This window comes from Rhodoferax sp. GW821-FHT07F03 (assembly GCF_059418745.1).
Map to the genome: position 1 here is coordinate 77,714 of NZ_JBWKQM010000016.1, position 21,648 is coordinate 99,361.

20 protein-coding genes and 1 tRNA gene are annotated in these 21,648 nt (G+C 64.0%); 10 read left to right on the top strand and 11 right to left on the bottom strand.

What is annotated here, in order from left to right; translation table 11 throughout:
- The first annotated feature begins 6 nt into the window (after window positions 1–6).
- The 4 genes from tilS (at window position 7) to AC07R0_RS22510 (ending at window position 3,212) form a co-directional block, all read left to right on the top strand.
- Window positions 7–1,011 (top strand): tRNA lysidine(34) synthetase TilS, encoded by a 1,005-nt coding sequence (tilS, locus tag AC07R0_RS22495; protein WP_495106541.1) that lies wholly within the window; start codon window positions 7–9, stop codon window positions 1,009–1,011.
- A 41-nt stretch (window positions 1,012–1,052) separates the two neighbouring features.
- Window positions 1,053–2,321, top strand: coding sequence for an aspartate kinase (locus AC07R0_RS22500; RefSeq protein WP_495099579.1), 1,269 nt, complete (start codon window positions 1,053–1,055; stop codon window positions 2,319–2,321).
- A 34-nt stretch (window positions 2,322–2,355) separates the two neighbouring features.
- A tRNA-Ser gene (locus tag AC07R0_RS22505) sits at window positions 2,356–2,448 on the top strand.
- Window positions 2,449–2,618: 170 nt separating this feature from the next.
- Window positions 2,619–3,212: a flavin reductase family protein gene (locus tag AC07R0_RS22510; RefSeq protein ID WP_495106542.1), complete on the top strand. Its 594-nt coding sequence runs from the start codon at window positions 2,619–2,621 to the stop codon at window positions 3,210–3,212.
- 316 nt (window positions 3,213–3,528) lie between these two features.
- On the opposite strand, the gene AC07R0_RS22515 is transcribed toward AC07R0_RS22510, so the two are convergent.
- Window positions 3,529–4,362 (bottom strand): SDR family oxidoreductase, encoded by an 834-nt coding sequence (locus AC07R0_RS22515; RefSeq protein ID WP_495106543.1) that lies wholly within the window; start codon window positions 4,360–4,362, stop codon window positions 3,529–3,531.
- 109 nt (window positions 4,363–4,471) lie between these two features.
- Between AC07R0_RS22515 and AC07R0_RS22520 the strand changes: the two genes are divergently transcribed.
- Together AC07R0_RS22520 and AC07R0_RS22525 are read left to right on the top strand one after the other, a co-directional pair.
- Window positions 4,472–5,458, top strand: a complete 987-nt coding sequence (locus AC07R0_RS22520; RefSeq protein ID WP_495106544.1) for an AraC family transcriptional regulator — start codon at window positions 4,472–4,474, stop codon at window positions 5,456–5,458.
- 111 nt (window positions 5,459–5,569) lie between these two features.
- Window positions 5,570–5,704, top strand: coding sequence for a hypothetical protein (locus AC07R0_RS22525; RefSeq protein ID WP_495106587.1), 135 nt, complete (start codon window positions 5,570–5,572; stop codon window positions 5,702–5,704).
- An 80-nt stretch (window positions 5,705–5,784) separates the two neighbouring features.
- Here AC07R0_RS22525 and AC07R0_RS22530 read toward each other — a convergent pair whose 3' ends face one another.
- Window positions 5,785–6,390, bottom strand: a complete 606-nt coding sequence (locus AC07R0_RS22530; RefSeq protein ID WP_495106545.1) for a hypothetical protein — start codon at window positions 6,388–6,390, stop codon at window positions 5,785–5,787.
- A gap of 75 nt (window positions 6,391–6,465) precedes the next feature.
- Window positions 6,466–7,650 carry an MFS transporter gene (locus AC07R0_RS22535; RefSeq protein ID WP_495098788.1) on the bottom strand — a complete coding sequence of 395 codons (1,185 nt, stop codon included), beginning with the start codon at window positions 7,648–7,650 and terminating at the stop codon, window positions 6,466–6,468.
- 192 nt (window positions 7,651–7,842) lie between these two features.
- Here AC07R0_RS22535 and AC07R0_RS22540 point away from each other — a divergent pair, with 192 nt between their 5' ends.
- Genes AC07R0_RS22540 through AC07R0_RS22550 form a run of 3 tightly spaced genes read left to right on the top strand, consistent with a single transcriptional unit; the run spans window position 7,843 to window position 10,431 of the window.
- Complete coding sequence (locus AC07R0_RS22540; RefSeq protein WP_495106546.1) at window positions 7,843–8,820, top strand: diacylglycerol/lipid kinase family protein; 978 nt, start codon at window positions 7,843–7,845, stop codon at window positions 8,818–8,820.
- Window positions 8,817–9,623, top strand: coding sequence for a metallophosphoesterase family protein (locus AC07R0_RS22545; protein ID WP_495106547.1), 807 nt, complete (start codon window positions 8,817–8,819; stop codon window positions 9,621–9,623). Before AC07R0_RS22540 ends, AC07R0_RS22545 begins: the two co-directional genes overlap by 4 nt.
- Window positions 9,613–10,431 carry a phosphatase PAP2 family protein gene (locus AC07R0_RS22550; protein ID WP_495106548.1) on the top strand — a complete coding sequence of 273 codons (819 nt, stop codon included), beginning with the start codon at window positions 9,613–9,615 and terminating at the stop codon, window positions 10,429–10,431. The genes AC07R0_RS22545 and AC07R0_RS22550 overlap by 11 nt, the downstream gene beginning before the upstream one ends.
- A 212-nt stretch (window positions 10,432–10,643) precedes the next feature.
- Here AC07R0_RS22550 and AC07R0_RS22555 read toward each other — a convergent pair whose 3' ends face one another.
- The 6 genes from AC07R0_RS22555 to AC07R0_RS22580 all read right to left on the bottom strand — a co-directional run bounded on the left by AC07R0_RS22555 (window position 10,644) and on the right by AC07R0_RS22580 (window position 17,311).
- A complete protein-coding gene (locus AC07R0_RS22555; RefSeq protein WP_495106549.1) occupies window positions 10,644–12,221 on the bottom strand; it encodes a phospholipase D-like domain-containing protein in 1,578 nt (525 codons plus the stop codon).
- Between the two features lie 112 nt (window positions 12,222–12,333).
- Window positions 12,334–12,738, bottom strand: coding sequence for a D-ribose pyranase (rbsD, locus tag AC07R0_RS22560; RefSeq protein ID WP_495106550.1), 405 nt, complete (start codon window positions 12,736–12,738; stop codon window positions 12,334–12,336).
- On the bottom strand, window positions 12,735–13,745 hold the full coding sequence (locus tag AC07R0_RS22565) for a LacI family DNA-binding transcriptional regulator (protein WP_495106551.1): 1,011 nt from the start codon (window positions 13,743–13,745) through the stop codon (window positions 12,735–12,737). The genes rbsD and AC07R0_RS22565 overlap by 4 nt, the downstream gene beginning before the upstream one ends.
- A gap of 7 nt (window positions 13,746–13,752) precedes the next feature.
- Window positions 13,753–14,715: an ABC transporter permease gene (locus AC07R0_RS22570; RefSeq protein WP_495077416.1), complete on the bottom strand. Its 963-nt coding sequence runs from the start codon at window positions 14,713–14,715 to the stop codon at window positions 13,753–13,755.
- A gap of 48 nt (window positions 14,716–14,763) precedes the next feature.
- A complete protein-coding gene (locus tag AC07R0_RS22575; RefSeq protein ID WP_495106552.1) occupies window positions 14,764–16,302 on the bottom strand; it encodes a sugar ABC transporter ATP-binding protein in 1,539 nt (512 codons plus the stop codon).
- Between the two features lie 55 nt (window positions 16,303–16,357).
- Entirely contained in the window at window positions 16,358–17,311 is a 954-nt protein-coding gene (locus AC07R0_RS22580; protein WP_495077418.1) for a sugar ABC transporter substrate-binding protein, read from the bottom strand.
- 474 nt (window positions 17,312–17,785) lie between these two features.
- Here AC07R0_RS22580 and AC07R0_RS22585 point away from each other — a divergent pair, with 474 nt between their 5' ends.
- On the top strand, window positions 17,786–19,378 hold the full coding sequence (locus AC07R0_RS22585) for a methyl-accepting chemotaxis protein (RefSeq protein ID WP_495106553.1): 1,593 nt from the start codon (window positions 17,786–17,788) through the stop codon (window positions 19,376–19,378).
- 76 nt (window positions 19,379–19,454) lie between these two features.
- Here AC07R0_RS22585 and AC07R0_RS22590 read toward each other — a convergent pair whose 3' ends face one another.
- Together AC07R0_RS22590 and AC07R0_RS22595 are read right to left on the bottom strand one after the other, a co-directional pair.
- Window positions 19,455–20,084 (bottom strand): LysE family translocator, encoded by a 630-nt coding sequence (locus AC07R0_RS22590; RefSeq protein ID WP_495106554.1) that lies wholly within the window; start codon window positions 20,082–20,084, stop codon window positions 19,455–19,457.
- A gap of 51 nt (window positions 20,085–20,135) precedes the next feature.
- A complete protein-coding gene (locus tag AC07R0_RS22595) occupies window positions 20,136–21,593 on the bottom strand; it encodes a GGDEF domain-containing protein (protein ID WP_495106555.1) in 1,458 nt (485 codons plus the stop codon).
- Window positions 21,594–21,648: the final 55 nt, after the last annotated feature.

The following is a 21,648-nucleotide window of genomic DNA, read 5'->3' on the forward strand; positions in this document are numbered from 1 at the left end:
GCGGCTATGAGCCAGACGCTGGACCAGGCCATGCAGGCCTTCGCGCCCCAGCTGCCGCTGGCGGTGGCCTTCAGCGGCGGAGCGGATTCCACTGCCTTGTTGTTGGCCTGTGCTGAGCGTTGGCCCGGCCAGGTGCGGGCGCTGCATATCCACCACGGCCTGCAGGCTGCGGCAGACGACTTTGCGCGGCATTGCCAGGTCTTTTGCGGCAGCTTGAACGTCCCACTGCACGTGCTGCATGTCGATGCGAGGCCAGCCCAAGGCGACAGCCCGGAAGATGCGGCACGCCGTGCGCGTTACAAGGCTTTTAGCCAGTTTGCGCAGGCAGACTCTGCGCAGGTAGCTATCAAAACCATAGTATTGGCACAGCATGCCGATGACCAGGCCGAGACCCTGCTGCTGGCCCTAAGCCGGGGTGCGGGCCTGCCCGGCCTGGCCTCCATGCCCGCACGCTGGGAGCGTGACGGCATTTGCTACCAGCGCCCATTGTTGGGCGTGCGTGCCGACCACATCCGCGCCTGGCTGGCGCAACGCGGCGTGGCCTATGTGACCGACCCGACCAATGCGGACGAGCGCTACACCCGCAACCGCATCCGCGCCCGCGTACTGCCCGTGCTGGATTCCGCTTTTCCTCAGTTCCGCGAGACTTTCGCGCGCAGCGCAGCCCATGCGGCCCAGGCGCAATCCCTGTTGACCGAGGTGGCGATGCAGGACTTGGCTGCGGTGGGTAGTCCGCCCGTAATTGCCCGCCTGCAAACCTTGTCGGAGGCACGCCAGGCGAATGTGTTGCGCCATTGGCTGGCTGTCACGCACCAGACCACGCCTAGCACCGCCCAGTTGCAGGAACTGCTGCGCCAGGTGGCAGCCTGCGTGACACGTGGGCAGAAGATCCATATCAAGATCGGCGCCGGCTTTGCCCTGCGTCGTGGCGCGGCACTGGATTGGTACAATCCAAAGGCTTCAGGCGCGGTAGCCGGCATGCGCTCTGCGCTACCTCCTGATCCATCTTGATGCGTGCCCCACGGCAGTCTTTCTAGCGTCTTCTACACTCCATGGCATTGATCGTTCACAAATACGGCGGTACGTCGATGGGCTCTACCGAGCGCATCCGTCTTGTTGCTAAACGCGTCGCCAAATGGGCGCGCGCCGGCCACCAGATGGTGGTGGTGCCGAGTGCCATGAGTGGTGAAACCAACCGCCTGCTGGGCCTGGCCAAAGAGCTGGCGCCCAGCAAACCCGGCGATGCCTACCAGCGTGAGCTGGACATGTTGGCTTCCACCGGCGAGCAGGTGTCGGTCGCATTGTTGGCGATTGCGTTGCAGGCGGAAGGCATGGAGTCAGTCAGTTACGCCGGCTGGCAGGTCCCGATTCTGACCAACAGCGCGCACACCAAGGCCCGCATTGAATCGATTGACGACCAGAAGGTCCGCGCCGATCTGGCCGAAGGCAGGGTCGTGATAGTGACCGGCTTCCAGGGTGTGGACGAGAGCGGCAATATCACCACCCTGGGTCGTGGCGGCAGCGACACCTCGGCCGTGGCCGTGGCGGCGGCCATGAAGGCGGCTGAGTGCCTGATCTACACCGACGTGGACGGCATCTACACCACCGACCCGCGTGTCGTGCCCGAAGCACGCCGCTTGCACACCATCGGCTTTGAAGAAATGCTGGAAATGGCCTCCATGGGCTCCAAGGTGCTGCAGATCCGCTCGGTTGAATTTGCCGGCAAATACAAGGTGCCGCTGCGCGTCTTGTCCAGCTTCACCCCTTGGGACATCGGCATTGAAATCGAAGCCAAATCTGGCACCCTGATCACTTTTGAAGAAGATGAAAATATGGAGCAAGCCATTGTCTCTGGCATCGCGTTCAACCGCGACGAAGCCAAAATCTCCGTGCTGGGCGTGCCCGACACCCCCGGTATCGCCTACCAAATCCTGGGCACCGTGGCCGATGCCAATATCGAAGTCGACGTGATCATCCAGAACGTCAGCAAAGACGGCAAAACCGACTTCAGCTTCACCGTGCACCGCAATGATTTCGCCAAGACGGTGGATCTGCTGAAAGAAAAAGTGCTGCCCACGCTGGGAGCCACCGAGATCATTGGCGACGCCAAGATCTGCAAGGTCAGCATAGTCGGTATCGGCATGCGCAGCCATGTTGGTGTGGCCAGCAAGATGTTCCGCTGCCTGGCTGAAGAGGGCATCAACATCCAGATGATTTCCACCAGTGAGATCAAGACCTCGGTGGTGCTGGACGAGAAGTACATGGAGCTGGCAGTGCGCGCACTGCACAAAGCCTTCGAGTTGGACCAGCCTACGGCATAAAAACGACCCAAAACCATGCCATAATAGCTGGATTGGAAACGTGACCGAGTGGCCGAAGGTGCTCCCCTGCTAAGGGAGTATGGGGTGTAGAGCCTCATCGAGGGTTCGAATCCCTCCGTTTCCGCCAAGATATCCCCTGAGTGCCTAGTGTGCTCAGGGGTTTTCTTATTTTTGGGCTACGAATTGGCGTACACGGTCCCGCTGATCGATGCGGTGTCCATCTTGATGGAATGGCTTACGGGTTGGCTGGCCAAGTGGCACCAAGTGGGGGTACCCACAAGACATTACAGTGCAGCCATGTCCTTACCTGAACACTGCCTTCCTGTTCCGCTTGAAAAAGCTTATCGCCTGCTCAACCACGGCCCCACGGTGCTGGTGTCTTCGGCCTCTGCCGGGCGCAGCAATGTCATGGCGGCGGCCTGGTCCATGCCGCTGGACTTCAGCCCGCCCAAGGTCACGGTGGTGATCGACAAGGCCACGCTGACGCGCCAGCTGGTCGAGGCCAGCGGCGTGTTGGCGCTGAATGTACCCTGCCGCGCCATCGCTGCGCAGACGCTGGCCGTGGGTTCCGAGAGCGCGCTGGATGCACCCGACAAGCTGGCCAGACTGGGTGTCAGCACCTTTGCCGCCAGCCAGATTGAGGCGCCTCTGGTGCACGGCTGTGTGGCCTGGCTGGAATGCCGGGTGCTGCCCGAGCCGCACAACCAAAACCAGTACGACCTGTTCATCGCCGAGGTGGTGGCCGCCTGGGCTGACCCGCGGGTCTTCAGCGACGGCCATTGGCATTTCGACGGCGCGCCGGAAGAACTGCGCAGCCTGCACTATGTGGCCGGCGGGCAGTTCTATATGACGGGCGAGTCGCTGGTAGTGCAAGCCCCTGAAAAGTCTTGAATCTTTTGGGGCTCTGGCGCAGATGGCATCTGCGCTGGAAGCTATTGAAAGTGTAGCAAGCGTCCTGCTCACAGCTGGCTCATGCCGCCGTCCACGATCAGCTCGGTGCCGACGATGAGGGCCGCCAGGGGGACGCCAGGTAGACCACGGCGCTGGCCAGCTCCTCGGGCGTGCCGAAGCGCTTCAGCGGCTCTAGCGCAGATCCCAAGAGAGCCCTGTTTCGCTATATTTTTCAGGTCACGTCAAACCGAGGTGGTGAACGGAGTTCTGACCGCGCTTGCTGGCGGGAAAACGGATTTCCGACCCCGGTCGGTGTTTAGGCCCAGTGGGCCTTGAAGTCCTGCGCGTACTGTTCCAGACGGATCGGCGCCTTCCCGGTGATGCGCTGCACCGCGTCGGTGGTGCGCTCGGCATAGCCGGTCTTGAAGGCACCCAGGATCGCCAGCAGGAACTCGGCGTAGTCCGTCGGCAGGCCCGCGCCCAGCAGGCCCTGGCGCATTGCGTCTTCGGGAACGTCGGTGTAGCCAATGGTCCGGCCCGCGGCCTTCGACAGGATTGCCGCCACCTGGGTGTGGTCGAACGCCTCGCTGCCGGTCAGGTCGTACGACTGGTTCACGAAGTCGTCGCTGCTCAGCAGCTTGGCGGCCACGGCAGCGACGTCGCGCGTGTCGATGAAGCTGCCCTTCGCGGCGCCCACCGGCAGGAGGATCTGACCTTGGGTCTGGATGCCCTGCAGCCAGAAGGTGTGGAAGTTCTGCATGAACCAGTTGGGGCGGATCACGTTCCAGGCCAGACCTGAACGCTCCAGGTGCAACTCGGCGCGGCGCAGCGGGATGCTGTCGTCGGCGTTGGCACCCATGGCGGACATCAGCAGCACCTTGCGCACACCAGCGGCCTTGGCGGCGTCGATGGCGGGAATCAGCAACTCGTCATGGTTGGAATAGCCGGAAGGCGCCAACAGGAACAGCTGGTCGGCGCCGGCCAGGGCCGCAGCCAGGCCTTCGCCGGTGGCCAGGTTGAGGTGAACCTCGCCGGCCTGGGTGGGGGTGCGGCTGGTGGCGCGGCGCACGGTCTGGCCCTGGGCGGCGAGCAGCTCAACGAGGGGGGAACCGTTTTGGCCATTAGCGCCGGTCACGAGGGTGGTGGTCATGCAAAATTCCTGTTTGTGGTTGAGAAGGCTCCCAGTGTGTACGGTGCTCGCAAAAATATGAATGCATGAAATTCCACAATTCATGTCTAAACGTCCTAAAATTTCAATGATGGACATACTCTCTGACATCCTGCGTATCGCCGGACTGCGCCGCCGCCTGCTCAACCTGTACGCGCTCGCGCCCGGAACGTCGCTGCGCTTTCCCTGCGACCGCAGCTTCGGCCTGCACGCGGTCACGCGTGGTCGCGCCTTCGTGCACGCGCCCAACCTGGATGCGCCGCTGGAGCTGCAGGCGGGCGATCTGGTGCTGATGGCCCGCGGCTGCGTGCACCAGCTGTCGCTGGACCGCACAACGCCCACGCACAGCACCACCATGACGATCACACCATTCGCAGGCGCTGGTCTGGCAGACGGAGCACCGTTCTCTAGGGCTGGGGCCGACGACAATCCGCGCACCCAGTCCTCCGCGCAAGTCATCAGCGCGGCCTACCAGTTCTGGCACGACCCGCTGCATCCTTTCCTGCGCAGCCTGCCGCCGTGGTTCGTGGTGCGCGGCCACACTCTCCCGCCACTCTCAGCCCTGCCCCTGACCCTCGGCCTGCTGGACCGCGAGCTGGGTGAAGAGGGGCTGGGCGCCAGCTCGGCCACCCACGGCCTGCTCGACGCGCTGTTTGCCTTTGCCTTGCGCGAGATTGCACAGCGCCAAAGCCCCAACGGACCGGGCTTGCACCACGCAATCGCCGATCGACCGATCCGCCAGGTACTCACACTCATGCATGGCAACCTCGGCCACGGCTGGACGCTCGAAGAACTGGGCCAGCAGGCCGGCCTGTCGCGTTCGGCGCTGGCCGAGCGCTTCCGCAACGCACTGGGCGACACGCCGCTGAACCACCTGCGCACGCTGCGCATGCAAAAGGCCATGCAGCTGCTGGCCGACACCCGGCAGCCGCTGGAACAGATCGCGCAGGCCGTGGGCTACCAGGACGCCTTCGGTTTTTCCAAGGTGTTCAAGCGCACCATCGGTCAGTCGCCACGCCAGTTCCGCGAGCAGGACGCCGCAGACCGGCAGAACCCGTACCGGGCCCAGGAGGCCTGATCCGAAGCTCGGACACCAGTGGGGGAACCGTGTCGGCCATCGTGCTCCTGTGTGCACGACATCCCATGCACCGTGATCTTGCCCGCCAGCTCCCAGTGCTAATCCGCCTTCATCTACGAAGACGGTGAGCTCTACATCTGCCCCGAATGCGCCCACGAGTGGATCAAGACTGCGTCGGCCGAGGCTATCGAGGACTATTGCGACTTCTTGCCCAAACACCATCCCCCGCACGCTACTATCCAATGACCCTTGTGTTGCACTTGGGATTGAATCCGCCCAGTATTTAACTGCGCTGGTAGCTATTTTTTATGTAGCGCGGATAGGCCTTAACCGTTGACCAGCTTGTCGTAGGCAGCCCGGGTTTCGCTGCCTACGGCGTCCAGCACCTGGGCGTAGGCGGTCTGGTGGCGCACCAGCAGGCGGGCCGAGGCCACGTTTTTCGATTTGCAGAACCAGTGGCAGCTGTGCTGCATCAAGAACAGCTCGGCCGACACGGTGAAGGCCTTGTCGCGCGGTGAGCGCTGGGCTTGGTTCGCCACCGCCCGGGTCAGGCCCTGGGCGTGCAGCTTGAACATGGCGCGCAGGTCGAAACTGGCTTGCGGCCACCAGCGGCTGGCATAGGGCAAACCGGCGGGCAGGGTGCTGACGCGGGCCTGCTCGGCATCGACCTTGGAAAATTCATTGGCGAAGCGCTCGAACTGGCTGCACAGCTGGGCCTCGGTGCTGCCCAGCAGGCCCCAGATCTGGTCGCGCCGCTCGGCATCTTTTTCGCCCAGCGCGCGCAGATAACCCTGGGTTAGGGCTTCCATTAGCTTTTCTACCTGGTAGTTGCTGAGGTGGCTGCCCAAAAGCGCGATGCGCTGGCGCTGGTCATAGGCGTTGAGCCCAAAGCCGCCCATGGCGGCCAGAATCGCCAGAGTCAAGAAATCCATGCTGAACCAAGTAAAGGCGTTAGGGGAGGCCTGGAGTGTAGCCACCTAACGCCCCACTTTTGGGCGTAGCCCGCGCTAACTTGGGTTGCAACCTGCCATGGCCGGCTGCAGGGCCACCGGGCGGCGGTCCAGCCGGGCGGTGTATGCGGTCAGCCCCAGGGCGCACACGGCCACGCCGGCCGACACCAGGGGCAGGGTTTGCAGCGACCAGCCAAGGTCAATCACCGCGCCACCCAGCCAGGCCCCCAGGGCGTTGCCCAGGTTGAAGGCACCGATGTTCAGCGTGGACGCCAGGCTGGACGCTTCGCCGGCCTGCGACACCACGCGCACCTGCAGCGGCGCACCCACGGCGAACGAGGCCATGCCCCACACCATCAGCGTGATGATGGCCGGCCACAGCCAGGCGCTGGTGTAGGAAAAGGTGGTCAGCACCGCGGCCAGCGCGGCGAAGATGGCCATCAGCGAGGGCATCAGCTTCCAGTCCGCCAGGCGGCCGCCCAGCAGGTTGCCTATGGTCAGGCCCACGCCGCACAGCAGCAGCACGCCGCTGACGTTTTGCGGCGCCACGCCGGTGACATCGCGCAGGATGGGTGTGATGTAGGTGAACATGGTGAACAGGCTGGTGGAAGCCAGCACACTCATGCCCAGGGCCAGCCAGACCTGCTTGATGCGCAGTACGCGGAACTCGCCCAAGGGGCTGCCCACCAAGGTTTGGCGCAGCACCGGTACCCAGCGCAGCACGGCCAGCGTGGCCAGTACGCCGATCACGGCCACGGCCCAGAATGTGGAGCGCCAGCCGGTGTGCTGGCCCAGCAGTGTGCCCAGCGGCACGCCCAGCACATTGGCCAGGGTCAGGCCGGCGAACATCAGCGACATGGCCTGGGCCCGCTTGTGTGGCTCGACCACGCTGGCTGCCACCACTGCGCCAATGCCGAAGAATGCCGCGTGGCAAAAGGATGTGACCACGCGCGCCACCATCAGCCAGGTGTAGTTGGGGGCCAGCGCGCAGCCCACATTGCCCAGCACGAACAAGGCCATCAACCAGGCCAGCGTGGTCTTGCGCGGCAGGCGCGCGGTGGCCACCGCCAGGATGGGGCCACCCACGGCCACGCCCAGTGCGTAGGCAGAGACCAGCATGCCGGCGGAGGGGATGGACACCGCCAGGTCGGCAGCCACGTCGGGCAGCAGGCCCATGATCACGAATTCGGTGGTGCCAATGCCAAAAGCGGCAACGGCCAGGGCCAGCAAGGGGAGATTCATAGCGTATAGGGGGAGAGCGGTGGGGGCGCAGCCAAGTGCGGGAAAACCCTGTGATTTTAAAAGCGGTGGATAACCTTTGCTCTGCCAGGTCTTGTAGTCAAAAATGCCATTGGCGCAATGGATATAAGCGCAGGTAGCTATTGTTTTAGTAGCGTTTGTGCGGTGCTAGACCGGCGCTGCTAGTATCTGATCGTGCCCAAGCTTGACCCCGCCTCGCCCTTGATCTTCATCATCAACGCCGCATCCGGCCGCAGCGGCGCGGACGCCAAGCGCGCCGTGATCGAGCAGGCCCTGCAAGACGCCGGCCGGCGTGGCGAGCTGCGCTTCACCCGCCCGGCCGATCTGTCGCGTGTGGCGCGCGATGCAGCGGCCCAGGCCCTGGCCACGCATTCGGCCGTGGTGGCGGTGGGCGGCGACGGCACCATCAATGCCGTGGCCCAGGCCGCGCACGCGGCGGGCTGCGCCATGGGCGTGGTGCCGCTGGGCACCTTCAACTACTTCGCCCGCACCCATGGCATACCCACCGAGCCGGCGCTGGCCGCGCAGCAGCTGATGCAGGCCCAGCCGGTGCCGGTGCAAGTGGGCACGGTGAACGGCCATGTATTCCTGGTCAACGCCAGCCTGGGCCTGTACCCGGTGCTGCTGGAAGACCGCGAGACCTTCAAGTCGCGCTTTGGCCGCAGCCGCTGGATTGCACTGGGCGCCGCCTGCATGACGCTGCTGCGCGTGCACCGCCAGCTGCGCCTGCGCATAGACCAGGGCGGCGTGCTGCGGGATGTGCGCACGCCCACGTTGTTCGTCGGCAATAACCGGCTGCAGCTGGAGCAGGTGGGCCTGCAATTGGGCGAGGGCGGTGGTGAGGGGGCTGGCGCGCAACCGCCGCGCGCTCTGGATGCAGGCAGCGTTGCCGCCGTCATGCTCAAACCCATCAGCACCTGGGCCATGGCGGGCCTGATGCTGCGCGGTGCCCTGGGCACGCTGGGCGAGGCCGACACGGTGGAGAGCTTTGCCTTCTCGCACATGGTGGTCAAGCCCAGACTGCGCAAGATGAAGGTGGCGTTTGACGGCGAGGTCACGCGCATGCGCACGCCGCTGGAATTCCGCGTGGCGCCGCAGCCGCTGTACTTGCTGAAGCCGGTTGCGCCCGATGGCGCTGCCGGTCCTGTATGACACTGCTGCTGCACATTTCGGACACGCACTTCGGCACCGAGCAGGCGCCGGTGGTGGAGGCGCTGGTGGACCTGGCCCGTGCGCAGCCGCCAGACCTGGTGGTGCTGTCGGGCGACATCACCCAGCGCGCGCGCGCGGACCAGTTCCGCGCGGCGCGGGCGCTGCTGGACCGGCTGGGCGCGCCGGTGCTGGCTATTCCTGGCAACCACGATATTCCGCTGAGCCTGTGGCAGCGCCTGGTGCAGCCCTATGCGCGGCACAGTGCCGCGTTTGGTGCCGATCTGCAGCCGGTTTTTGCATCGCCCGAGTTACTGGTGGTGGGCGTGAACACCACGCGGCCCTACCGGCATATCGACGGTGCGGTGTCGGCCGCGCAGATCGACCGTGTGGGCCAGTGGCTGGTCGGTGCCACACCGGCACAGCTGCGGGTGGTGGTGGTGCACCAGCCGCTGGAAGTGGCGCGCGCGCGCGATGTGGGCGACTGCCTGCACGGCCATGCCGCTGCGCAGAGTGCCTGGGCCCGCGCCGGGGCTGACCTGGTGCTGGGTGGCCACATCCATCTGCCCTATGTGGCGCCGCTGGCCGGCCTGGCGCGGGCGATGTGGGTGGTGCAGGCCGGCACGGCCGTGTCGTCGCGGGTGCGGGCCGGTGTGCCCAATTCAGTGAACTTGCTGCGCTGGTCGCCCCTCCAAGCCCGCTGCGCGGTGGAGCAATGGGATTACGCCGCAGCCAGCGCCGCATTCGTGTGTGCCAAGACCTATTCCCTGCAAGTAGACAGAGAAAGAAACCTCCATGCCGAATGATGCAGAGCCGCTGCTAGCCTGGGCCCAGCAAGCCGGCGCCCACGCCGTGCCGCTGTACGCCGGCTTGCTGCTGCTCTTGTTGCTGCTGTGCGGCACCAGCTGGTGGTTGCTGCGGCGCTACCACGTGCCGCGCGAAGAAAGCAGCCTGCCGCCATCGCTCTACCTGGCCGTGCGCCTGGCCGGGGGCTTTGCGGTGATCGTGGCGGCCGCCTGGGTGTTTGCCGAGCTGGCCGAGGCCCTGGGTGCCGATGCCGGCCTGGGCCTGGTCGACCAGGCACTGGCTGATAGTTTGCGCCTGCACCTGCCTTTAGCGGTGGCCCAGGCCGCGGCCTGGCTCACGGTACTGGCGAATACCGAAACCCTGGTGGCGATCTGCGTGCTGGTGGCGGCCGCGCTGGTGTGGCGCGGACGGCGTTGGCTGGCCCTGGGCTGGGTACTGGCGGTGGCCGGCAACGGCGCGCTGAACACCACGCTGAAACAGATCTTCGCCCGCGTGCGGCCGCTGCACGAGGACGGCCTGGTGATGGCCCAGGGCTACAGCTTCCCCAGCGGCCACAGTTCGGGCTCGGTGGTGGTCTACGGCATGCTGGCCTATGTGCTGGCGCGCTTTCTGCCCAGCCGCTGGCACCTGCCCCTGGTGCTGGCGGCTGCGGCGCTGGCTTTCAGCATAGGCACCAGCCGGGTGTTTTTGCGGGTGCACTTTGCCAGCGACGTGCTGGCCGGCTTTGCATCTGGCACGGCCTGGCTGGCGGTGTGCATTGCCAGCGTTGAGTTGACCAAGTGGTACCGGCCCCGCAACCCAGGCTGACTTTTTAGCCTTTTGGCCTGATTCGATACTTGGCTCAGACACACCACCAGAACCGTTCGCCCTGAGCCTGTCGAAGGGCTCTATTAGCAAGCCCTTCGACAGGCTCAGGGCGAACGGGGTCTTTAATGTGCGTGGTTGCGATCTGAGGCAGGTGGATATTCAGGCCTTTTGGGCCTGTGCCGCTGGTGGAATCTGCGCTGTAAGCTCTCTTTTTATAGCATTTCATCGGGTGCAAACGGTGCCATCAGCGTGGTGAAGAATTGCAGGCCCAGGCTGGCGTCTGGCTCGTTGCGGGCATCAGAGAACGCGGCACCGGGCGGCGCACGCCATAGCAGCCGCTGGTCCTGCAGTTCGACGTGGTAAGCACCATGGGCCAGCGTGGGCTCGACCAGGCGCGTGGCTTCGGCGGAGATGGCGCTGCTGCGGACGATGATGGCCACCTCGCTGTTTTGCAGCTGCGAGCGCAGGTCCAGGTTCATTGAGCCCACCACCAGCCAGCTGTCGTCCACCACCACCATCTTGGAATGCAGGCTGGCGCGTGTACCGCTGTTGCCGCTGCCCAGGGCTGTGGTCCCCAGACGGCGGAACGTGCCCTTTTGCTCGGCCCGCATTTCATACAGCGCGATGCCCAGGCCGAGCAGGGCCTTGCGGTAGCGTGCGTAGCCGACATGGGCGGCGGGCGCGTCGGTCGAGGCCAGTGAATTGGTCAGCACACGTATTTGCACGCCGCGCCGGCGCAGGTCGGCAAAGGCCTTGAGCATGCGCTCGCCGGGCACGAAGTAGGGCGACACGATCAGCAGCGTGCGCTGGGCCTGCCCCATCAGCTGTAGCAGCCCATCGACAGCGGTGTCCTGCTGGGCATCGGTGGTGTCGGCGTCGGCCGCGATCTTGGAAGGCTTGTCCACCAGCAGTGCAGACGGCGCCCAGGTCCAGCGGAAGCTGCCGAGGTCCATGGTTCCGGGCAATGCGGGCGGGGCGGGTGCCGCATCTGCGGATACGGGCTCTGGCGGGGGCTTCAGGGCCTCGATTTCTTGCTCCGTCATCAGCGATTCCACGGGGTAGGCCAGCGGGTTGTTCCAGTACTGGTCGAAGCTGCGCGAGAGTTCGCGGGCCATGCGGCCTGCTGCCAGCATGTCAATGTCGATGAAGTTGCTGTCCTGGCTCTGGCCGAAATAGGTTTCGCCCAGGTTGCGCCCGCCGGTGATGGCCACCGCGTTGTCGGCCACCAGCATCTTGTTGTGCATGCGCCGCTGCATGCGCGCCGTGTCTTTCAGGTTGCTCAGCACCCGCAGCGCCATGGAGCCGCGGCCACCCGGCAACGGGTTGAACAGGCGCAGGTCGATGTTCCTTTCAAACGCCAGCTTGAGCACCTGGGCGTTCTTGCCCGAGGTGTTGAAGTCGTCCAGCAGGATGCGGATGCGTACACCCCGGTGGGCGGCATCGCGTAGTGCAGCTAACAGGCGCTCGGTGGTGTCGTCGGCAAAGATGGCGTAGTACTGCAGGTCCAGCGTTTTTTGCGCCGCCTGGATCAAGGCCATGCGGCTGCTGAAGGCCTGCTGGGCATCGCCCACCAGCGCAAAACCCGAGTCGTTGCGTGTGCCCGCCTGCTGCGCCCGCGCGGCCACCAGCGCGCCTAGCCGCGTGTCTTCGGGTTGGGCCAGGGCCGTGGACACCGGCCGGTCTACCGTGCTGGGCAGCGATGCGCAGCCTGTCAGTACTGCGCAGATCAGCGCCCCGGCCCAGCGCAGCAGGGCTGTGGTCAGAGGGAGGTGAAGGCGCTGGGACGGCATGGTGCGACCCACTGTAGCGGAAAGCGCCGCCGGCGTACCGTGCCGTTACGATTTGATAAGAACAGGCTGCTGGCGCAGATTCTGCCTGCGTCAGCAGCTATTGTTTCGATAGCTAGAACGCGACGCCGGCGACCAAGATGATGTTGGCGTAGGGTGTGCATTCGCCGGTGCGCACCATGGCACGGGCCTGGCTACAGAGCTTTTTGAAGTCGGCATGGCTGAGGTTGGCTGGTTTGGTGGGCAACTGGTCGGCACACCAGGCGGGCAGTTGGCGTTCGTCGCCGACCAGGGCCTCGGTGGCGATGATGCTGGCCTCTACCTGCAGCTCGCTCAGCACGGCCTTCAGTACTTCTTGCAGTCCCGGTGTGCCGGGGCAGACGGCCAGGTCGATGCGCTGCGGCGCGCCGGGGCCGAAGGGGATGGGCAGGCCCGCATCGCCCAGCACCAGCATGTCGCCATGGCCCATGCTGGCAATGACCTGGGAAAGTTCTGCGTGGAGGAGGGTGGTACGTTTCATTGTTTTGAATAGGGTGCGGTGGACGCGCGCACGGTCAGCGTGGGCTGCAAAAGAACTTGTTTGGCATCCAGCCGCCCACCCTGTATGCGTTCCAGCAGCATGTCCACGGCCAGCATGCCGATGCGCTGCTTGGGCTGGACGATGGTGGTCAGTGGTGGGCTGGTGAAGCGCGCCAGCTCGATGTCGTCGAAGCCGACCAGCGACAGGTCTTGCGGTACGCGCACCCCGGCCTCGTGGGCGGCGCTGAGCGCGCCTATGCCCATCAGGTCGTTGCAGACGAACACGGCGCTGGGTGGCTGAGACGATTGCAGAATCGCCTGCATGGCGCTAAAGCCGCCCTGGCTGGTGAAGTCGCTGTGCCACAGCAAGTTGCTGGCCTCTTCCGCCAAGCCGGCTGCGGCCAGCGCATTGCGCCAGCCCTGGATGCGCTGCGCGCTGGAGCTCAGGTCGGCGGGCCCACCAATGCAGGCAATGCGCCGGTGGCCTAGCTGCAGCAGGTGTTCGGCGGCCATCTGGCCACCTTGCACGTGGGCGGTTTCCACCAGGTCGCAGTGCACATGGGTGAGCTCGCGGTCGAGCAGCACGGTGGGTGTGGTCAGGCCTTGCAGCAGCTGCAGCAGGTCGCTGTCTTCACCGGTGGAGATGATGATGAGTCCGTCCACCCGTTTCTCGGCCAGCACTTGCAGGTAGACGCTTTGGCGGTGCGGCTCGTCGTCGGTGTTGCACAGTATCAGCGTGTAGCCGCTGGCAAAGCAGTGGTCTTCCACCGCGCGCACGATCTCGGCAAAGTAGGGGTTGGAGCAGTTGGGGATCAGCATCCCCAGCGTTTTGGTGGTGTTGCTCTTCAGACTGCGGGCCACCGCGCTGGGTACATAGCCCAGCGCGCGGATCGCGGCTTCCACGTCCTGCCGCGCCTTGTCGCTGACAAAGCGGGTGCGGTTCACCACATGGGAGACGGTGGAGATGGATACGTTGGCGTGCCGCGCAACGTCTTTGATGGAGGCCATGCCGAAATTATCGGGTGGCGGCGCGACGCTGCCGCAGGGTGTCGATGATGACGGCCACCACGATCACGCAGCCGGTGATGATGCGCTTGCTCGGGTCGCTGACGCCGATCTGGGCTAGGCCGGCTTCCAGCACGGCGATGATCAGCACGCCGAAAAAGGTGTTGATGACCGAGCCGCGCCCGCCCATCAGGCTGGTGCCGCCGATCACCACGGCGGCAATCACCTGCAGCTCCATGCCCGAGCCGGCGTTGGGGTCGGCCGCCTCCAGCCGGGCCGACTGCATCAGGCCCGCAAAGCCGGCCAGCAGGCCGGTGGCGGCAAACACCGCGATGCGGATCGGGCTGGGATTGATGCCGGCTAGGCGCATGGCTTCTTCGTTGGTACCAATGCCCACCACATAGCGGCCGAATACGGTCTTGCTCAGCACCAGCTGGGCCACCACCACCAGGGCCACGGCGATGAAGAAGGAGGCCGACACGCCACCCACCCAGGGCGCGGCCAGGCCGCCGATGGCGTCGCCCACGTACTGGGTGCGCGAGTCGGTCACCACATAGGCGCCGCCGCGCACGGCTTCCAGCATGCCCAGCGAAACGATGAACGAGGGCAGGCGCCATGCCACGGCGATCCAGCCGGTGGCGGCACCGCAGGCCAGGCCGACCAGCAGGCCCAGCAGCGCGGCGGGCAGGGTCGCCCAGTGCCACTGCAATATGGCGGTAGCCGTGGCCGCTGCTGACAGCGCCAGCACCGAGCCAACCGACAAATCAATGCCCGCGATGATGAGCACAAAGGTCATGCCCACGGCCATCACCAGCAGGGCCGGGATTTCGTTGGCGATGGCGACAAAGGTCTCCATGCTGAAGAAGTATTCGCTCAGGCTGCCAAACAAAATGGCCATGCCGACCAGCACGGCGCTCAGGCCCAGGTAGGTACCGAGCTGGCTGCTGCTGCGGGGAGAGGGAGAAGTAGACATGGTGGATTGCAAAAATCGGAAGAAAAGATTGGGCGGAGAACGGGGGGCTTAGCCGTGGGTGCCGGTGCGGTCCTGGGTGTCGCTGAAGGCGGCTTCCAGCAGGGACTTTTCGGTCCACTGGCCGCGCTCGAAGATGGCGACCAGGCGGCCCTGTGCCATCACGCCGATGCGGTCGCACATCTGCATCAGCTCGCGCAAATCGCTGGAGACCATCAGCAGGCCCTTGCCGGCCTCGGCCATTTTTTCCAGCTCGGCATAGATGTCGGCGCGTGCGCCCACGTCTACGCCGCGTGTCGGTTCGTCCAGCAGCAAGATGTTGCATTCGTGGTGCAGCCAGCGCGAGAACACCACTTTTTGCTGGTTGCCACCGCTGAGCGTGCCCACCGGCTGTTCGGGGCCGTTGCAGCGCACGGACAGGCGCTGCACCATGGCCTGGGCAATCGCGCTTTCGCGCGCAAAGTTGAGCCAGCCGGCTTTGGATACCGCGCCCACATCGCTGAGTGTGGTGTTCACGCGGATCGGCTGGCTTAGCAGCAGGCCCTGGGATTTGCGGTCTTCGGTGACCAGGCCGATGCCGGCGGCAATCGCCTGCAACGGCGAGCGCCAGCCCTTGTTGTCGGTGGGCGGCTGCCCGGTGACGTTGATCTCGGCATGCTCGGCGCGGTCGGCGCCAAACAGCAGGCGCAGCACCTCGGTGCGGCCGCTGCCTACCAGGCCGGCCAGGCCGAAGACCTCGCCAGCATGCACATCCAGGCTGACGTCCTGCACTGCACGGCCACGGCGCAGGCCGGTGGCGCGCAGCAGCAGCTTGCCCTGCGGGCGGCGTGGGCGTTCCATGTCCTGGTCCACCGCGTGGCCGACCATGAGCTGGACGATGTCGGCCTCGTTCACGGTGTGCATGGGGCAGACCTTGACCAGGCGGCCGTCGCGCAGCACGGCCAGGGTGTCGGCAATCTGCACCAGCTCTTCGAGGCGGTGCGATACGTAAATGATGGCCACGCCCTGGGCCTTGAGGCGGGCGATCTGGTCGAACAGGTGGCGCGTCTCGCGCGGCGTCAGCATGGCCGTGGGCTCGTCCAGTATCAGCACGCGGGTGTTGTCCTGCAGGTTGCGGGCAATCTCCACCATCTGCTGCTGGCCTATGCCCAGTTGCGACACCGGGGTGCGCGGGTCGATGTCGTGGATGCCCATCTTGGCCAGTTGCTGCGAGGCCTTGGCGTATAGCTGGGCCTTGTCGATCCAGTGGGCGCGCCAGCTGCCATGGTGGGGCAGGGCGCCAAGCAGCAGGTTTTCGGCCACGGTCAGCGTGGGGATCAGGCTCAGCTCCTGCATCACCATGCGTACGCCCAAGGCCTCGGCCTCGCGGCGCGCGGCGGGCGCGTAGGGCTGGCCGGCCAGTGTGAGTTCACCGGCGCTGGGTTTTTCCAGGCCGGAAATAATTTTGGACAGCGTGCTTTTGCCCGCGCCGTTTTCACCGGTCAGCGCCAGTACTTCGCCCGCGCGCAGCGACAGGGAGACGTCATGCAGAACCTGGGTGACATAGGTTTTGCTGACGGAACGGATGGTGAGAACAGGTGTGGCGGTCATGGCAATGTGTGTGAGACGCAACGCGGCTGGGGCTGCCGCGTTGCGGTTCTGGGGCTTACTTCGTGTCTTTGGTCACCAGCACCACGTCGGTCTGGATGGCCGCAGGCATGTCGGCTTGCTTTTTCTTCTCGGCGATGGCCTTCAGGGCGATCTCGATACCGAACACGGCTTGCTTGGCGCCGTACTGGTCGGCGGTGGCCAGCATGCGGCCGTCCTTCAGCATGGGCTTGACCGCGGTGATGTTGTCGTAGCCCACCACTTGTACCTGGCCGGTCTTGCCGGCGGCCTTGACGGCAGCCACGGCACCCAGGGCCATGTTGTCGTTACCCGCCAGCAGGGCCTTCAGGTCGGGGTGTTCACGCAGCATGCCGGATGCCACGGTGTTGCCCTTGTCGATTTCCCAGTTGCCGGACTGCACGCCGACCACGGTGGCGCCAGCGGCCTTCATCGCGTCCTGGAAGCCCAGCGTGCGCTGCTGTGCGTTGAAGGTGGTGGACACGCCTTCGATGATGCCGACCTTGTCGCCGGCCTTCAGGCTCTTGGCCAGGAAGTCGCCGACCAGCTTGGCGCCAGCGCGGTTGTCAGGACCGGCGAAGGGAATCTGGATGGCTTTCTCTTTTTGCGCATCGGCGTCGAGCTGGTTGTCGATGTTGACCACCAGGATGCCTTTGTCGATGGCGGTCTTCAGCACCGGCACCAGGGCCTTGGAGTCGGCCGGGGCGATGATGATGGCGTCAGCCTTCTGGGCAATCATTTGCTCGACCATACGGATCTGGGCGGCGGTGTCGGTTTCATTCTTGATGCCGTTGGACACCAGGGTGTACTCGGACGCATGGGCCTTGTTATGGGCCTTGGCGCCGTCTTCCATGGTGCGGAAGAACTCGTTGGCCAGGGATTTCATCACCAGCGCGACCTTGGGTTTTTCGGCGGCGAAGGCGGGCGCACCCGTCAGGGCAGCCAGCAGGCTGAGGGCGAGGGTGGTTTGGGCGGTGCGGCGGGTCAATTTCATGCGGCTGTCTCCATGTATGAGGGGCTAAGAAAAACACGTACAAAAGCAATTCCACGGCCTTGTGGCGAGACGCCGAGGCCAGGGTGGAACTCTTTTGTGGGTTGAATAATAGTGTGGAAAACGTTTGCGCAATCGTTTTCCTTGTAATGATAAACCCGTATTGGTGCGGCATGGGCCATCTTGGTGCCGACCTGCGGGGCAGGCGCTGCACATGCAGGGTATGCTCGTAAACCTGACACTTCAGATGCTGCTTTCGCGTACATTTGCTATGAAATTAATAACATCTTGCGCAGACAGTGTGTGCGCTTGCTGTTGTTTTGTGCTTTGAAGGTCGGCCAGGTGTTAATACCTGCCAGGGTGCGCTTGCGGCAGCAGTACCTTTGATTCGGGGGCCAGGCATGGCAGGATGCACTGCCAGGTCGGCTTGGGCAGTGTGTCGCAGTGGTTTTCAATCCTCTACGAAAGGTGGGCGTAATGCTGCATTTTCTTAAAAACATGAACATCGGCCCACGTCTGGGGGCCGGTTTCGCCATCGTGATCGGGCTGCTGATCGCCATGGCGTCGGTCGGTATCAGTCGCATCAATGCGGTGGACCAGAACATCGAAATCATCCTGCACGACCGCTACCACAAGGTGGCGCTGGCGCAATTGATCGAGAACCAGATGAACCGGCAGTCGCGAGCGTTGCGCACGGCCTTGATTGCCTCCGAGCCGCCGGTGGTACAGGGAGAGCTTGCCAAGGTGGACGACTCGGCTGTGGTGATCGCCAAGGCGGTGGAGGAACTGACGGGCATTGTGCACAGCGACAAAGGCAAGGCCGCCCTGGGCGCCATGCTGGAGGCGCGCGCCAATTTCAAGCAACACGAGCAAACCCTGCTGGAGATGATCAAGACTGGCAAGATCGACGAGGGCCGTACCTTCCTGGTCAAGGAAATGTTGCCACCGCAGACTGTCTACCTGTCGGCCATCGAGGCGTTTTTGAAAAGCCAGACCGACGGTATGGAGGAGTTCGGCGTCCAGGCGGCCGAGATGGCCCATGGCGCGAATGTGCTGATGCTGTCGCTGACGGTGGGCGCCACCTTGCTGGCGGTGGCCCTGGCCTATACGCTGACGCGCTCGATCACGGGGCCGATAGGCACGGCCGTGCAGCTGGCGCAAACCGTGGCGTCGGGTGATTTGACTTCTGTTATCCAGGTGGACTCCACTGACGAAACCGGCCAGTTGCTGACGGCTCTGCAGGCCATGCAGGCCAGCCTGTTCGACGTAGTGGGGCGGGTGCGCCAGGGGGCGGACAGCGTGTCGAACGCCAGCGCGGAGATTGCCACCGGCAACCATGATCTGTCGGGCCGTACCGAGCAGCAGGCCAGCGCGCTGGAGCAGGCGGCGGCGTCCATGGAAGAGCTGAGTTCCACCGTGCGCATGAACGCAGACAACTCGCGCCATGCCAACACGCTGGCGCTGAACGCTTCCCATGTGGCGACTCGCGGCGGAGCGGTGGTGAGCCAGGTGGTGGACACCATGAAGGGCATCAACGACAGCTCGAAGAAGATAAGCGACATCATCAGCGTGATCGACGGCATCGCCTTTCAAACGAACATCTTGGCCTTGAATGCGGCCGTGGAAGCCGCGCGTGCGGGTGAGCAGGGCCGGGGCTTTGCCGTAGTGGCCAGCGAGGTGCGTAGCCTGGCCAGCCGTAGCGCGCTTGCCGCCAAAGAGATCAAGGCCCTGATCGGCGACAGCGTGGAGCGCGTGAGCCAGGGCACGGCCCTGGTGGACCAGGCGGGCAGCACCATGAGCGAGGTGGTGCAGGCCATCCAGAAGGTGACTGAGATCATGGGCGAGATCAGCACCGCCAGCTCTGAGCAGGCGCAGGGCATGTCGCAAATGGGCGAAGCGGTGGTCCACATGGACCAGACAACGCAGCAGAACGCGGCGCTGGTGGAAGAAATGGCTGCTGCCGCCAGCAGCCTGAAGAGCCAGGCTGCGTCCCTGGTGCAGTCGGTGGCGGTGTTCAAGCTGGGCCATGGCGGCACGGCATCCAGCCCGCAGATTGCGTTTGCCCGGTAGTTGTTGTAAGCAAAAATAGCTGCCAGCGCAGGTAGTACCTGCGCTGGCAGCTATTTTTTTGGTAGCAACCGGAAGCTTAGTTGCGCACGGTGGCCATCACGGCGGCAAAGCCTACGAACACACCGCCAGTGGCGCGGTTGAACATCTTCAGCACGCTGGCGCGGCGCAGAAAGTTGGCCAGCGTCTTGCCGCTGCCGGCATACACCAGGTACCAGCCGGCCTCGATCACCGCAAAGGTCAGCAGCAGCACCGTGAACTGCGGCAACTGGGGGGCGCGGGCGTCCAGGAATTGCGGCAAAAAGGCCACGGCAAACAGAATCGCCTTGGGGTTGCTGCCGGCCACCAGCACGCCCTGGCGGAACAGGCTGGCGTTGCTGGGCACGACGCTGGCTTTGGCAACGCTGCCATCCGCCTCCTGGGCCACCGGTGCGCGCCAGCATTGGATGCCCAGATAGGCCAGGTAAGCGGCGCCCAGCCAGCGCAGGGTGTTGAAGACGGTCGGGAAGCTTTGCAGCAGCGCGCCCAGGCCGGCGGCCGAGATGCCCATCATCAGAATCATCACCACCATGCAGCCGGCCATGGTGGCCAGCGCGGCCTGGAAGCCGAAGCGGGCGCTGGAGCTCATCACCAGCAGCATGTTCGGCCCTGGCGTGGCCGACACCAGAAAGGTCATCATCAAAAACAGCCACCAGGTGTGCAGGCTCATGGGGTACTCCAGAGGTAAGAAACTCTCGAACAGGCAAAAGATTGTAGAAGTCTACGCCGCAGGCTGTTGGACAGGGTGTATCGAGGTTCCAGACGTCATGTCGGCGTTCTCTTGTTGCATGTGCCTGTGCTGGTAATTACTGGGAGTACTCCATGAATTCAAGGTATGGGGGACCTCGATTAGCGCAAGCTGGTTGCGGCCATTGTTTTTGGCTTGGTACAAGGCTTTGTCTGCTTCGCCAATCAACATCTCCGCTGTCATGTGAGCCCCTGGTGGCATGAGGGCAACACCGCTGCTGATGCTGATGCAGGGCCCGGTGGAGGATTTGCGGTGGGGAATGCGCAAGCTGGAAATTGCGGTATGGATAGTTTCTGCAATATGTATAGCGCCGATGCGGTCTGTATCAGGTAGCACCAGAGCAAATTCTTCGCCGCCATAGCGTGCGGCCAAATCAGTTGGACGTTGGCAGCAGGAGTCCAGCGCGATGGCAATCTGCTTGAGACACTCGTCTCCAGCCAAGTGGCCATACTCATCGTTGTACTTCTTGAAATGGTCCACATCCACCAGCACGAGCGCAAGTGGCCGCTTGTGGCGCAGCGCAACCGCCATGTGCTCAGCCAGATGCGTGTCGAAAAAACGGCGATTGGCGAGCTCGGTCAGGCCATCCTTCATGGAGATTTGCCAGAGAGTGTCGTTTGCAGTTCGCAGCTCTGCGGATACTTTGAGGAGCCGGGCGTAGTGGCGTGCGTTTTCACTAAGCAGCACAATCAGCAAGAAACCTGCGGCCAGGAGGCCGTACACGCGCCCCATGTACCACCCGAGGTCGTATCGGCCCGTATTCAAGACAGCTGCCAAGGCCAGATCGAAAAGCCATACGCACATCACAACCTGAAGCCACACGTCCAGCACGGTGTGAAGTTTGCCGCGCCGTAGGACCCAGAGCGCGCCCAAACTTAGCATCCAGACACTCACCAAGAACACCTTGCCGATGATAGTGGTGCGATTTCCATCCAGAAACACAGGCAACAGCGCCTGCCCGGAGGTGGCGAACGCGGTAAACGCTGCCACCACGAGCAACACCATGAAGACGGCGGCAGCTACTGCGAACCGTGTGTTCCTGGCCTTTAACCGTTGGAACGTGAACATGTCTGTATGCTTCGTTTTACCCCTCGCATACGCCATTACGGCCAGTGGGAATCCTGTGTGCCACAGCATGTACATGGCCGAGGAAGTTTGGGGGCCTGATCCGAGCAGCCCCGTGGGGGCAAACAGCCCCGGGAAAATCAGCGCGTAGGCGCTGGTCGCGGTTGCCGTGAAGAGATAGCCACTCCCCAGTACCAATAACGGAACAGATCCCAACGCCCGAAATTGCCCGAAGAGCAAAACAGCGGTGATAAGGTCCAAAATCACCAATGCAGTGACATAAATTGGGATAAAAACCGGGAATTGCGCCAGCGGTGTTCTGGCATAGAACACAGCGACAGCAAATAGAACGGCAGAGACCAGCACAGTGGTTCGGGCTGACCAGATTTCGCGGGGTCCCGCAGGTTCATTTGCGATGTGT

Coding starts and splice junctions, on each gene's coding strand:
- AC07R0_RS22585 (WP_495106553.1), top strand. CDS start 17,786: ATGCTGCATTTTCTTAAAAACATGAACATCGGCCCACGTCTGGGGGCC.
- AC07R0_RS22550 (WP_495106548.1), top strand. CDS start 9,613: ATGCCGAATGATGCAGAGCCGCTGCTAGCCTGGGCCCAGCAAGCCGGC.
- AC07R0_RS22565 (WP_495106551.1), bottom strand. CDS start 13,745: ATGGCCTCCATCAAAGACGTTGCGCGGCACGCCAACGTATCCATCTCC.
- AC07R0_RS22555 (WP_495106549.1), bottom strand. CDS start 12,221: ATGCCGTCCCAGCGCCTTCACCTCCCTCTGACCACAGCCCTGCTGCGC.
- tilS (WP_495106541.1), top strand. CDS start 7: ATGAGCCAGACGCTGGACCAGGCCATGCAGGCCTTCGCGCCCCAGCTG.
- AC07R0_RS22580 (WP_495077418.1), bottom strand. CDS start 17,311: ATGAAATTGACCCGCCGCACCGCCCAAACCACCCTCGCCCTCAGCCTG.
- AC07R0_RS22530 (WP_495106545.1), bottom strand. CDS start 6,390: ATGGATTTCTTGACTCTGGCGATTCTGGCCGCCATGGGCGGCTTTGGG.
- AC07R0_RS22510 (WP_495106542.1), top strand. CDS start 2,619: ATGTCCTTACCTGAACACTGCCTTCCTGTTCCGCTTGAAAAAGCTTAT.
- AC07R0_RS22535 (WP_495098788.1), bottom strand. CDS start 7,650: ATGAATCTCCCCTTGCTGGCCCTGGCCGTTGCCGCTTTTGGCATTGGC.
- AC07R0_RS22590 (WP_495106554.1), bottom strand. CDS start 20,084: ATGAGCCTGCACACCTGGTGGCTGTTTTTGATGATGACCTTTCTGGTG.
- AC07R0_RS22570 (WP_495077416.1), bottom strand. CDS start 14,715: ATGTCTACTTCTCCCTCTCCCCGCAGCAGCAGCCAGCTCGGTACCTAC.
- AC07R0_RS22575 (WP_495106552.1), bottom strand. CDS start 16,302: ATGACCGCCACACCTGTTCTCACCATCCGTTCCGTCAGCAAAACCTAT.
- AC07R0_RS22520 (WP_495106544.1), top strand. CDS start 4,472: ATGGACATACTCTCTGACATCCTGCGTATCGCCGGACTGCGCCGCCGC.
- AC07R0_RS22500 (WP_495099579.1), top strand. CDS start 1,053: ATGGCATTGATCGTTCACAAATACGGCGGTACGTCGATGGGCTCTACC.
- rbsD (WP_495106550.1), bottom strand. CDS start 12,738: ATGAAACGTACCACCCTCCTCCACGCAGAACTTTCCCAGGTCATTGCC.
- AC07R0_RS22515 (WP_495106543.1), bottom strand. CDS start 4,362: ATGACCACCACCCTCGTGACCGGCGCTAATGGCCAAAACGGTTCCCCC.
- AC07R0_RS22545 (WP_495106547.1), top strand. CDS start 8,817: ATGACACTGCTGCTGCACATTTCGGACACGCACTTCGGCACCGAGCAG.